Source organism: Dyadobacter fanqingshengii (assembly GCF_023822005.2).
In the GTDB taxonomy this organism is placed as follows: Bacteria; Bacteroidota; Bacteroidia; order Cytophagales; family Spirosomataceae; genus Dyadobacter; species Dyadobacter fanqingshengii.
Genome location: NZ_CP098806.1, coordinates 3,376,598 through 3,390,074 on the forward strand (window position 1 = coordinate 3,376,598; position 13,477 = coordinate 3,390,074).

At 44.1% G+C, this 13,477-nt stretch carries 7 protein-coding genes; 1 reads left to right on the top strand and 6 read right to left on the bottom strand.

Annotated features, from left to right (window positions below; genetic code table 11):
- Window positions 1-111 precede the first annotated feature (111 nt).
- The 6 genes from NFI81_RS14075 to NFI81_RS14100 form a co-directional block, all read right to left on the bottom strand.
- Window positions 112-528 (bottom strand): hypothetical protein, encoded by a 417-nt coding sequence (locus tag NFI81_RS14075; protein WP_234611818.1) that lies wholly within the window; start codon window positions 526-528, stop codon window positions 112-114.
- A 116-nt stretch (window positions 529-644) separates the two neighbouring features.
- Window positions 645-3,077, bottom strand: coding sequence for an ABC transporter permease (locus NFI81_RS14080; RefSeq protein ID WP_234611817.1), 2,433 nt, complete (start codon window positions 3,075-3,077; stop codon window positions 645-647).
- A gap of 28 nt (window positions 3,078-3,105) precedes the next feature.
- A complete protein-coding gene (locus tag NFI81_RS14085; RefSeq protein ID WP_234611816.1) occupies window positions 3,106-5,481 on the bottom strand; it encodes an ABC transporter permease in 2,376 nt (791 codons plus the stop codon).
- A gap of 11 nt (window positions 5,482-5,492) precedes the next feature.
- Window positions 5,493-7,904 (bottom strand): ABC transporter permease, encoded by a 2,412-nt coding sequence (locus tag NFI81_RS14090; protein WP_234611815.1) that lies wholly within the window; start codon window positions 7,902-7,904, stop codon window positions 5,493-5,495.
- 22 nt (window positions 7,905-7,926) lie between these two features.
- Window positions 7,927-10,329: an ABC transporter permease gene (locus NFI81_RS14095; RefSeq protein ID WP_234611814.1), complete on the bottom strand. Its 2,403-nt coding sequence runs from the start codon at window positions 10,327-10,329 to the stop codon at window positions 7,927-7,929.
- Window positions 10,330-10,485: 156 nt separating this feature from the next.
- Window positions 10,486-12,924, bottom strand: coding sequence for a TonB-dependent receptor (locus NFI81_RS14100; protein ID WP_234611813.1), 2,439 nt, complete (start codon window positions 12,922-12,924; stop codon window positions 10,486-10,488).
- 409 nt (window positions 12,925-13,333) lie between these two features.
- Here NFI81_RS14100 and NFI81_RS26410 point away from each other — a divergent pair, with 409 nt between their 5' ends.
- On the top strand, window positions 13,334-13,459 hold the full coding sequence (locus NFI81_RS26410; RefSeq protein ID WP_255717302.1) for a hypothetical protein: 126 nt from the start codon (window positions 13,334-13,336) through the stop codon (window positions 13,457-13,459).
- The last annotated feature ends 18 nt before the right edge of the window (window positions 13,460-13,477 follow it).

Genomic DNA, 13,477 nt, shown 5'->3' on the forward strand with positions numbered 1-13,477 from the left:
TTCCAAGCCATTTACAAATCATTCATTATCAATAAATTGTATGTTAAAACAAAAAATCAGCTGTCCGAAATCGAACAGCTGATTTTTCAGTTTGGACATTAAGATTGTGTATTACTCATCTTTAAATTCGATCTCCTGCCCGTAAATAACCGTGTTATCTTCCAAAATGGCATAAGCGCGATAATAAACGTACGGGCCACAAGTGTTGCTGACGTCGTTCAGCTTGCTTTTTTTCCCTGGTAAAAATGGCATCGGGAAAATTTGCTTGTAATCAGTTTCAATAACCGGATTGGCCAGGGGCGCATTTCCTTTTCCGGTTGTGGTATAGACCATTCCATATTCTTTGACGGGAATAGTCCCCACATCTTTGATGTCGAGATTAAAAGTGACACTGCACTTCCAGCCGTTGCCGGAGCTGAAATCCAGCGTTTCCAATTGAGGCGGAGTACCAGGAAGCTCATGATCCACGCAGGATTGCGCGAAAAGCATCAATGCAAATACAAGGGAATAATAGAGCGTACGGCGCATGTGAACAGTAGTTTTGAGGTAGTTGAATATGACTATGTTTCAACAAATATTACAAAATATTCTTTGTATTATCAAAGGAAATATTCCTAAAACTACTAATCGGTAAGTGATATACGTTAGTCACTCCTTAGTGACTTGACAGGGTTCATCAATGCGGCTTTAATGCTCTGAAAACTAACCGTCGCGAAGGCAATCAAAATGGCCAGTAATGCGCTTACTGCGAACATCCACCAGCTGATACTGATCTTATCCTCAAAGTCTTGCAGCCATTTATCCATAAAATACCAGGCCACGGGAGACGCGAGTACAATGGCAATAAAAACGAGCAGGAGGAAATCTCGGGAAAGCAATCCTACTATACTGGAAACAGACGCGCCGAGTACTTTTCTGACACCAATTTCCTTCATGCGCTGCTGTGCCATAAATGTAGCAAGTCCAAAAAGTCCCAGGCAAGCGATGAAAATCGACAGTCCGGCAAAAATCTGATATAGCAAGCTCAATTGTCGTTCCTGGTTATAAAACTCTTCAATGCTCTGATCAAAGAATTTTCCCTGCATGGTCACTTCGGGAAATACACGCGCATAGGTTTGCTCGATCGCCGCCACGGCTCTTGACACGTTTTTAGTCTGCATCTTAATTCCTGCGAACCAGTAAAATTCAGCGCTGGGTTGAATCACCATTGGCTTGGCAGCATCCCGGGCGGAATTGGCCTTAAAATCCTTTACCACACCCACAATAGGCTGCCATTTGCCTCGACCAATGCTGATGTTTTTGCCAAGGGCCTGCTCCGGATTTTTGACACCTACCTTGCGAAGGAATGTCTCATTCACCACACACGAACCAATGGAATCGCCTGCTAAATATGGCCCGCCGGCTGCGAATTCCAGTCCGTAGGTTTTGAAATAACGTTCGTCTGCAAACTTGGTAAACAATTGAAAATCTTCGTCTTTACCCCTGTTATCAAAAGCAAAATTTCCCGACCAATTGTTGTCGGATGATGGAACATCGGACGAAAAACTTGCCGAAGCAATGTCAGGGTTTTGCAAAAGTTGATTTCTGAATGTTTCAAAACGGCTTTTATACGCTTCATCCAAATTCACCGAATAAACGCCCTCTTTGACAAAACCAAGATCAAGATTACCAATGTATTTCATCTGCGCAATGGTTACGATAGTGCCCACAACCAGAATTTGAGAAATGCCAAATTGAACAATAATCAGCGTTTTTTGCAACGAAACCCCACCCAGCGACCGGTTTGAGATCTTGTTTTTTATCGCTTCGATAGGCCTGAACCCTGACATGACCACGGCGGGATAAAATCCCGCTACAAAGCTCACAGCTATTGCCAAACCGGCTACAAAAAGCCAAAGTTGGGGATTTTGTATAACGGGCAGATCCGCCGGCACGCGCGAAATTTTACCAAGTAACGGCATACTGAGCATGGCAATGGCAACCCCCAGAACAACTGCAAACCCCACAATAAGCACCGTTTCACTCAGAAACTGGCGCATCAATTCCGAACGGCCGCTGCCCAGCACTTTACGGACGCCCACTTCTTTGGAACGACGGGCGGATTGAACGGTTGCGAGGTTTATGAAGTTAATGCAAGCCATGGAAATGATCAGAAACCCGATTACAACAAGCGTCCAAAGCACGTTTCTGGCAACGACATGATCGGAATAATTGGGAAAACGGTCGTCATAATGCTGATCGGCGAGCGGGCTGAGGAAATGTTTGATCTTAAAATTATCTTTTTTGCTGTCGTAATGTTTGGCGACGAATTTGACCAGAAGCTTGTCAATGCTTGCAGGCTTTACGTTTTCGGGTAAAAGCACAAATAACTGATCATTGCTGCTCGTTCCACCCCAACTTTCGAAACCACCGAAGCCGAATAATAACGGCTGCTGCCTTTTTGACTCATAAGAAACCACGATATCGACCGGGAAATCTGTGTTTAAAGGCCGATTTGCAAGAATCCCGCCCACTTTCATCACCGTTTTATTATTGATCTTGACAAATTGCCCCATAGCTTCCTGCCATTTACCAAAGTATTTTTCCGCCCGTCTTTGCGAAAGGACGATCACATTGGGGTCTTTCAAAACGGTTTTTGAACCTGCTAGAAATGGGAAGTCAAAGACATCAAAAAACTCAGGAACAGTGAGTAACCCCTCATTGTCTTCATAAAACTTTTTGGCGGATGTCTGATTGTTTGCGTCTTTTCCAAGGATAGTTACCTGCGGATCCAATGTTCCGTATACCGGCACCAGCTTTTCAAACTGCGGAACGTCCACTTTCAATGCTGCGAAAAAAGGAAGCGGGTTTCCTGGTGTAAAGTCGGTTTGCCCGGTCGCATAGTCCGTTTGCCTTACAATGCGGTAAATGCGGTTGTATTTGCTGTGGAATTTATCAAATCCTGCTTCGTAGGAATAGACCACATACAGCAACAGGCACGCAGCCACGCCCACAGACAGGCCCATCACATTCAGGATGGTGTAGTTGCGGTAACGCAAAACCGTACGCAACGCGATTTTCAAATGATTTTTCAGCATAAATTCAGGTTTTAAGGCTGAGGCCAGCTTATTCGTTTTTTAAAGACTCAACCGGATTCATCAATGCAGCCCGGATACTTTGGAAACTAATGGTAACCAATGCAATAACAATGGCTAAACTGCCGGCTGCAACGAATATCCAGACGGGCATCTGAATTTTGTAAGTGAAATCCTGCAACCATTTGTCCATAAAATAATACGCAACAGGCACGGCCAACACGATTGCTATGACCACAAGTTTTACAAAATCCTTTGAAAGCAATGTGACTATTGCCGAAACAGATGCACCGAGCACTTTACGAATGCCAATTTCCTTGGTGCGGGTTTCGGCGGTGAAAGTAACTAAGCCAAAAAGGCCCATGCAGGCAATAAAAATCGCTAATCCCGTGAAGACCGAGAACATGGTTGACATCCGGATCTCCGTTTTGAATGTTTCATTGAAAGCCTCGTCAAGGAAATAATATTCAAATGGCTTCTCGTGATCGTATTTCTTGAATATTTTGCCGATCAATGCGACTTTCTCCTGAATGTCGGCATTCGGATCCAGGCGGGCGTAAAGCACGCCGTTTGATCCGGGAAAGTTGAGAATGTTGGTGGTGTCGCTCACAATCATCAATTCCATCGCCTTAATGCCGCTTTGCAGCGAAGTGAAATGGAAATCCTGGACGATGCCCGCAATTTCATCCTTCTCGCCAAGCAACTGCCCTATGGGATTCCCTTTGATTCCCAGTTCCTTAATGGCAGCCTCATTCAACAGCACATGATTCCGGTTTTTCATAACGCCAGCCGCAGGTTCCGTTTTCCATTTCAGGCCCAGGGTTTTTATAAACTGATTGTCGGTGATCATATTGGCCAGGCCAACATCGGTTTTTGTGGTAAAATTTTTGATAAACCACATATTGTAACCTTTGAAAAGTCCAGCATTGGTCACCGTTACGTTCTGGACGCCCACTTGCTGTTTAATCTCGTCGCGCAGCGGAAAATAGCTTTTGGCAACCGTTGCTGAAAGTGGAATGCTCAGGATCTGATCTTTATATAACCCCAACTTTTTATTTTGCATAAACGTCAGCTGGTTTTTCACAATCAGACTACAAATGATCAGCGCTATGGAAACCGTGAATTGGAAAACCATGAAAAACTTCCGTAATGTGGCGCCGTTGTGGTTTCCTCCAAATCTTCCTTTTAAGACATCCAACGGTGCAAATCCGGATAAAATCAATGCTGGATAACTCCCGGCGATCAGAGCAGAAAGGATCAGCAAGACAACCAGAAAGCCTAAAAATGACGGAGAGACGAGAAACGAGGTGTCAATTTGCAGATTAAGCAGGTCGTAAAATGGCTGCTGCAAGAGAAATACAAAAATAAATGCAAGAGCAAAAGCAAGCACGCATACCAATACAGATTCTGCGTAAAATTGGCGGACCAAACCACTCCTACCCGCGCCTATGACCTTGCGAACGCCCACCTCTTTTGCCCGCAATGTGGCACGAGCGGTGGTGAGGCTCATATAATTGAAAAGCGCCAGCGACAGAATCAGTAAAGCGACGCCAGCAAAAATGGTGATCAGCTTCGAGTTACCCGAATCATTAAAATTATTGCCTAAATGCGTGGTGGCAAAACCTTCGAGCATATAAGTGGCCTGGTTATCGAATGCACCCGTGCGCATGCCCTCCCGTTTGATATTTTTCTCTACGGCCGCCACCGACTTTTCTGAATCCAGAAGCAGGTAAAGATTGAATGCACCGGCGTTGTCCCAAGCATTTTTATTATTTTCGCTCAGGGCGGGAAATGTTAAGGATGAGAGTATAAAATCAAAATTGAATGTGGAGTTGGACGGTGGATTTTCGGCGACACCTGTAATGCGCAAAGGGTGTTTTCCTTCGTATATCAGCGTTTTACCAAGAGGGTCGCTTTGACCAAAATACTTTTCAGCCGCACGTTCCGAGATAACCACGTCAAAGGGGTTTTCCAATACTGCTTTGGTGTTTCCTGCTTTAAGTTTAAATGTAAAAATGCTGAGGAAAGAGGGATCAGCAAACATTACATTTTTCTCAAAAAACACCTCCGAAGGCTTTTCCGGATTTTTGATAACTACCTTATCGACAATCGTTTTAACCCGCGCGAAATCTTTTACCTGTGGGTTATACTCCTTTAAAACGGGTCCAAGCTTTGTTGAAAATGAGTTAAACTGCAGGTCCGTTTCGCCCATTTTCACCCGCGCCAGGATCCGGTAAAGGCGCTCATGGTTCGTATGGAATTTATCAAAACTAAACTCATGCATTACGAACATGAGTATCAGCACGGAAACGGCCATTCCGCCAGCCAGTCCAAAAATATTTATAAAAGAGTAAGTCTTGTTTCGGGCAAGATTCCTCAGCGCAATTTTGAGATAATTTTGAAGCATAGGCTTAATTTTTACTCACTTTTCAACGACTTCACCGGGTTCATTAACGCGGCTTTGATGCTTTGGAAACTAATGGTGAATAAGGCGATTGCAATAGCTGCGAGCCCTACTATTATAAATATCCAGGGACTGATTTTAATTTGGTAAGCGAAGTCGGAGAGCCATTTGTTCATGCCATACCATGCGGCTGGCGTAGCAATTGCAATCGCCACAAGTATCATTTTCACAAAATCTTTCGAAAGCAACATAACAATACTCGCAACCGAAGCTCCCAGCACTTTTCTGACTCCAATTTCTTTCGTTCTCTGTTCTGAGATGAATGCTATTAATGCGAATAGTCCGAGGCAGGATATAAAAATGGCTATGCCCGAAAATAGCCCTAGAATAGCAGAAACGCGTGTTTCGGCCTTATACATTTCATCAAATTCCTGATCCAGGAAATGATATTCGAAAGGCCGCATCGGGAAATTATCTTTCCAACGTTGTCTCAGCAGATCTACGGCCTGCCCTGATTCGTTGCCCGAAACTTTTACCATTACTTTTCCAAAATAACTGTATTCCGGAATAATGGCGATGGGACCTATTTTTTCATGCAATGACCGGAAGTGAAAATCCTGCGCAACCGCTTTAACTGCTCCTTCCCTGCCATTCATATTGACCATCTTTCCAACGGCGGTTTCAGCGGTCCATCCTAATGCTTTCACCGCGGATTCGTTTAAAATGAACGCATATTTTCTTAACGCGACAGAATCGGTGGTTGCCTGCAGAATATCAGTGTCGTTGAAATTTTGCCCGGCAATCAAACGCATCCCGAGTGTGGGCACGAAATCCTTTTCTACGGGAATTGCCGTAATATTCATCTGGAAATCCTGCGGTTTATCGCTTGCAGATATTGTATAGCCGCCTTGTACATTAATAGGGGAATCATAAGACGCGGTGACATATTTAACGATCGGATTATTGAGCAACTCATTTTTCATCGAAGCCAGTTTTCCAGCAGAAATGCCTGAACCGACATCCATAACGATGATTTGTGATGCGCCAAGGCCGAGACCTTTATTCTGGATATAATGAAGTTGCTGGTTGGCAATGATCGTTCCAATGATAAAAAGGATTGAAATCGTAAATTGAAAAACGACCAGCGTGCTGCGCAAACCGCTTCCGCTATTCGCTGCAAGCACCTTTCCCTTTAAAACTTTTATTGGCTCAAACCTGGAAAGCACTGCGGCCGGATAGATTCCAGATAACAATGTCACGCTGATCGCCAATGCAATGAGCAACAAGATCACGGAATAGGCTGGCCATATGCGTAGTCCAAGCGCAGTTTCAGTAATATTGCTGATTATTGGAAAGCCTAAAAGAGAAATCAGCAATCCTACGATGGTTGCCGCAATCGTTATCAGGCCACATTCAAACAAATACTGGCGGAAAACCTGTATTCTGGCGGCGCCCATTACTTTTCGCACGCCTACTTCACGTGCCCGGACTGCGGATCGGGCGGTGACCAGATTCACAAAATTAATGCATGCAATAACCAGAATGAGTAAAGCAACGCCAGAGAGAATATAGACGTATTTGTAATTACCTGACGCTTCCAGGCCGGCGGAAACTTTGGAGTGGAGGTGAATGCGGTTAAATGCTTCCAGTTCAAGTTTTATTTTGGAAGATGGATCTTGCGGATTATTCAGGTTTTTGGCAGCAAACTGATCCACTTTTGCCTGTAATGTTTCCACCTTTGCCTGTGGCTGGAGCAAAAGATAAGTGTAGTCGTTCGCAGAATCAAAAGCTTCTGTTTTGGATCGGGGTAACGTGCTGTAACTGCCTAGCCAATTGAATTTTATATGCGAATATGATGGAACATCGGCAATGACCCCTGTAACTTGCATTATCAGCTTTTCATTCATCGTAACCGACTTCCCGATCGCGCTTTCCCCACCGAAATATTTTCGGGCAGTGGTCTCATCTATAACGACTGAATTAGGCTGGGCCAATGCCGTAGCCTGATCGCCTTCGATAAATTGGGTTGGAAATATTCTGAAAAATGATTCGTCTGCAAAAAGGACTTTTTTCTCGTTGAACAGCTTATCATTGTATTTCATGGCAACAGCTCCTCCGGCACTGTAAGGATAAAGCCTGACAGCATCCTTAATTTCACCAAATTCTCTCGCGAAAGCGGGTGCCACACCCGTGGGTGTGACGGCGACCTGAACCGGCTCGCTATCACCGGATTGATAAGAGAAATTAACCCTGACAATGTGATCAGCATTCACTTGAAAGCGGTCATAACGGGTTTCATGAAGCACAAATGTGGCTAGCAAAAGGAAACAACCAATTCCCATTGCAAGTCCTATTGTACTGATAATGGAGTTGGTTTTGTACTTCCAGAGATTCCGGACGGCGATTTTAAAATAATTTTTTAGCATGTGTTTGTTATAGGTTTGAAAATTACTCACTCTTTAAAGACTTCACCGGGTTCATTAACGCGGCTTTGATGCTTTGGAAACTAATTGTGAATAAGGCGATTGCGACTGAAATGACGGCTGCAAATACGAATATGCTCCAGTGGATGTCGGTATGATAGGCAAAGTCCTGCAACCAGTTATTCATGGCATACCAGGCTATGGGTGAAGCGATTACAATGGCAATCATCACCAATTTAAGAAAATCGTTGGATAACAAAATGACAAGGCTGGTAATGGAGGCACCCAGCACTTTCCGCACACCAATTTCTTTGGTCCGGATTTCAGCCATGAAAATAGATAGTCCCAATAACCCCATGCAGGAAATGAAGATCGCTATGCCCGAAAATATGCCGAAAAGAAGCTGCTGGGTTTGTTCCGTTGCATACAGAACGCCAAATTTCTGATCTAAAAATTCGTATTCGAACGGACGTTCCGGAAATTGCTTTTGCCAAACGGATTCAATGTGTGCCAACGCATCTTTAATGTTGCCGCCTGCAATGTGCACCGACATCCAACCGAGCCGGTCCGTTTGTGCAAACATGGCGATCGGTGCTACTTTTTGGTGCAGGGATTCGAAATGGTAATCTCTGGTAACTCCCACGATCTGACCACGGATTTCGCCATAACCGAAACGTGCACCAACCGCATCAGCAGGATTTTTCCAACCCAGCAACCGGACGGCAGTTTCGTTTAAGATAAAGCCATTGGTCTTGTCGGTAGAAAAGGCCCTGGAAAAATTTCGCCCTGCGGCCATTTCAATCTGATAAGCGGGAATAAAATCTTCGTCCACTGATAGTGATTTCACACCGATATCGGCAGGGGCCATCGAATCGCCTTTCATGACGTACGCTTCCCATGAATCCAGCAAACGGCCGGATGGAATCCGCGATGACCGTCCTACCTCCACAATGTTGCTGTTAGCCTTCAATTGCTGTTTAATACTCTCATAATTGATTACAGAGTCACTTCCGGCACGGAGCAGCACGATCTGATCTTTGGAAAACCCTAACTTATAATTTTTGACGTATTTCATCTGACTGTAGACAACTGCGGTGCAAATGATCAGCACAACCGCGATTGCAAATTGCGTTACCACGAGTCCCTGACGCAGTTTTCCGTTTTTCAATGCGGACGCGATCCGACCTTTAAATACACTTAACGGCTGAAATGACGTCATAAAAAACGCGGGATAACTTCCTGCGATCACACCAGTGAACAATGTTATGGCCAGCACAATGCTCAGGAATATAGGATCCATCAAGGCATTGAACGAGAGCTGTTTCTGGGTGAAATCATTCAAGAACGGAAGGCATAACACGACGATCACAATGGCAAAAAACAATGAAACCGAAACTAAAAGAATGGATTCGCTTAAAAACTGGCGGATCAACTGATGCCTTACCGCACCGATCACTTTACGCATGCCCACCTCCTTCGCCCGCGTGGCGGAACGCGCAGTGGCGAGGTTCATATAATTAATGCAGGCAATAACCAGGATGAAAATCGCGATGGCCGAAAACAGGTAAACATATTGAATGTCCCCATTGGCTTCAATTTCTGAATCCAGGTGTGAATGTAAATGTATATCTGTGAGTTTTGTGAGATTTAAGACCGAATATGTCGATGCATTTGGATCAATATGCCTGTTTTGAAATGCTGGAAATGCTTTTACAAGCTTTTGCGGATCATAGTTTTTGGGTAAAAGCAAAAAGGTAGAGAACGAATTGTTACCCCAGTTTGACCTCAAACCTTCGGCTCCGTAAACACGGTTGTCATTTAATGTCGAAAATGAAATTAACGCTTCCGGGTGAAAGTGCGATTGGGAAGGTAAGGACTCGTAAACACCGGTTACAGTGCAATCAAATGCATTTTCCAGTTTAACAATCTTTCCGACCGGGTTTTCTTTCCCGAAATATTTTTCCGCCATCTTCTTGGAAAACATGATGGAAAAGGGATTTTCGAGCGCCTTGTCCGGGTTTCCCTGAATTACTTTAAATGAAAAAACCTTGAAAATATTGGCCTCTGCCGCATACACATCGCTTTCATTATAAATCTGCTCACCATGCTCGATCAACCCTCCCATTTCGAGTAATCGCACAACCTGCTCCACCTCGGGAAAGTCCTGCTTAACCAAAGGCCCGAATGGGGGCGCTGCATGTCCCAGACGCAGCGATTCTGTGCCATCTTTTGACAGAAATGTTCGGTTTAAACGATAGATCCGTTCCGCATTTGCGTGAAAGCGGTCGTAACTCAGCTCATCTTTGACGTAAAGAGACAGCAGCAAAAAACAAGCAAGGCCAATGGCAACGCCGGAAATATTAATAAAGCTGAATGTCTTGTGTTTCAGCAAATTCCTGACGGCAATTTTGATATAATTTCGAAGCATGGCTATTTTGGGTTCTCGGCGTTCCGAAGCTGGTTTAATGTTTTTGTGTAGCAACAAATTTATGCCATTGCTACAAGCAACTGAATATCAGCTATTTGTAGCAATGGCAATTGTTCGATAACGGACATGGGCGTTCGGCTGTGAAACGGATATATGTCAGTTCTGAACGTCGTCGTTTCTGATGCTGCGTTGGTTTTTCTTGATAGCGTCTTTTAACCGGCCGAATTTGTAGTTGAGGCTGAGGTTGAAATAGCGGAAATAATCTCTCCGGTCATTAAATGAGGTAAAATTGGGCCCCGAGGTTTCGGTATGGTATTTCCGGAATTTGGTAAAAGGATTGTTAGCGGCAGCCGAAAACGATAATTTATCCTTAATAATGTCTTTGTTAATGCTGAAAGACGGACTAATCATCGAATTGGAAGTGCCTTGCAAGTTTACGCTAGGCCCCATGCTCACAAAGTTTGCATTAATGCGCCAGTCCCTTTCAAGTTTGTAACCCGTAGAAACGGATAGTTGATACATTACTCCGCTATTGGTGATCGTAGCCCCATTTACAACGCCCGTTACTTTCCCGTGCGCGATGCGCAAGTTCGTGCTGAAATTCCATTTTTTTGTTATCGGATAATTCATATTCAGATTTCCGCTGATAAGCCGGGCTCTCCCTGTGTTTCCGAATGATGTGCGGGTGATTTCTGTTTCAGGATTGTAAACCGCAACCGCGAAAATCAGGTCTTTAAACTGTGTGAAACCGACTCCAAAATTGACAGAACCCTTTTTTGATTTACTATAACCCAATTGCAGGTCATGTACGAATGCAGGCCGCAGATCCGGATTGCCTGTTCTTTCAAAACTGGGGTTGGTGCGGTCAATGAATGGATTGAGCTGGTAAATTCCCGGGCGTTGAATGCGTTGTGTATAGCCAAAATTCAGGCCAACATTGTCCTTGAACTTTCTGTTAATGGAAACAGACGGGATCACATTGAAATAGTTCTGCTTCACTTTGGAATCCGTAGAAATGAAGTCTGCATTGATGATAGTTTGCTCAATTCTGGCACCCGCCTTCAAACCCCAGTTTTTGAAATTATATTGATATGTGTTGTAAGCCCCAAACACGTTTTGCGTATTATTAAACTTATTGCTCATCCCGGGATCGATCTCAAATGTCTTAGTTTCAGCATTGTATGTGCTGTATTGGAAATCGCTTTTATTATCGCGCATAATTCCTTTCAAACCGGCTTCAATGTTGAGTTTTTTAATCGGATATACGTAATCAACCTGAAAAGTCTGTTCCGAAAAGCTCTGGTCGTTGATCTGGCGGTAATCCGGTGTGTCGTAATTAATGCGCTCAAAAATCGTCAGGTTGGTGTTTTGGTTATTATTAAATCCATAATAACGATATGAAAATGTCAGGAGCCTGTTTTTGTCTGCCTTGAAGCCTCTTTGATAGTTTAAGGCTCCGTCCATTCCATTGCCACGGCCCTTGTTATAATTCCTCACGCGGTAACCTTCAATAATCTCATCATTTACATCAATGACAGACTTTTGATTACCAGAGCCATCGGATTTGCTGCCATTGAAATTCACCTGGGCGCTCAATAAATTGAGGCTATCCACCTCGTAACTAAGTTCGTAACCAATGTAACCGTTTTTGTTACCGGATCTTGAAAAATTCTCCTGAAACAGCTCTGAGGGTTCCGCTCCCAATGCAGTCCGGCCCACCCGGGTGCGTGTAAGAGGCGTGTCGTACTGACTTCCGCCGGCTAATGCAGTCATTCCAAATTTGCCCAGCTTGGCAGAGATTGTGCCGCCAAAGCCCGGACCTCCGACACGGAAACGCTCACTGATGTTCAATGTGCCATTATATCCGTTGTCCACTTTTTTGTTGGTAATAATGTTGATAATGCCTGCCAAACCTTCTGCATCGTATTTTGCGGGAGGCGTCGTGATTACCTCAATGCGTTCGATGGACGACGCTGGCATACTTCGCAAAACCTCTTTGTAACTGCGTTCCACCATGCTCGAAGGCTTTCCATTGATCAGGATCTTAAAATCGGCATTGCCTTTGAGGTAAATGTTTTCATCACCATCCACAGACAGGAAAGGCACTTTCCGCATCATTTCCAGCACGCTGTACACTTTGCTTTCCGGATCGGCCTGCAGATCGTAAGTAATGCGGTCAACCTCTTGCTTTACAATGGGTTTGAAAGCCGTTACCGTAACTTCTTTAAGCCCCACTACGGTAGGACTGATATCGATTGAGCCGAGTTTCACCTCTGTCTTAGTACTGTCTGAAAGGTCCGCAGCAATGATTTTCGTTTTGTAACCCACCCCAACAATGACAACGGAATATTTCGCTGGTTTTAGTTTTTGAAAAGAAAATGATCCGTCCGTTTTGGTAAAATCGGCTTTGATTGCCGTGCTTCCGATCATCAGGTTAATGGTCACAAAATCCAACGGTTTCTTACTCGAAGAATCGGCTACCACGCCAGAAATTTGGCCCCCGGCAAATGGTAGTGACTGACCAAAGGACAGGGAAGCAATACAGACCAGCCCGGAGATCAGGGCGGAAAGAAAAAAAAGGAACAATGTTCTCATGGCTAAAATTTTAAATGGCTAATAGATTTCAAAGGCATAGGGATTCCGGTAAGAGTTTTCACTCTTTTCAAATTTTTGCGGCAATGCGTTAATTCAGAATTTTGTCGTCGGCAATACTAGCGGCAATCCACGCCAGACAACACAACAAATGTATAGAAAGGTACTTTGCGATGCAAGGTACTATGCTAAATTATTTTTGATCATTGCACATGATTCTTCTCTCATTTAGCGCCTAAATCTGTAACCACTAGGTCATATCACCAGTCTTATAAACAGATGAGTTAACTTAATGCATGAAAAATCCGGGTGGCCAGATCCATATTGACAATGTTAAAAAAGGAGACCTGGGATCCTTCACTTTTATTGTAGAGAAGTATAAAAACATGGCGTACACGATTCCATTAAAATTTTGGGAAATGCGGAGGATGCAGAAGATGCGGCGGAAGAGCGTTTTGTGAAGGCTTATTTGCAGATCAACGCCTTGTTGTTTGATTATTTCTTTCGCCTGAAAACAGGAAGACTTGCCAAGTCTTGAAGCAACCCAGTTTATGTG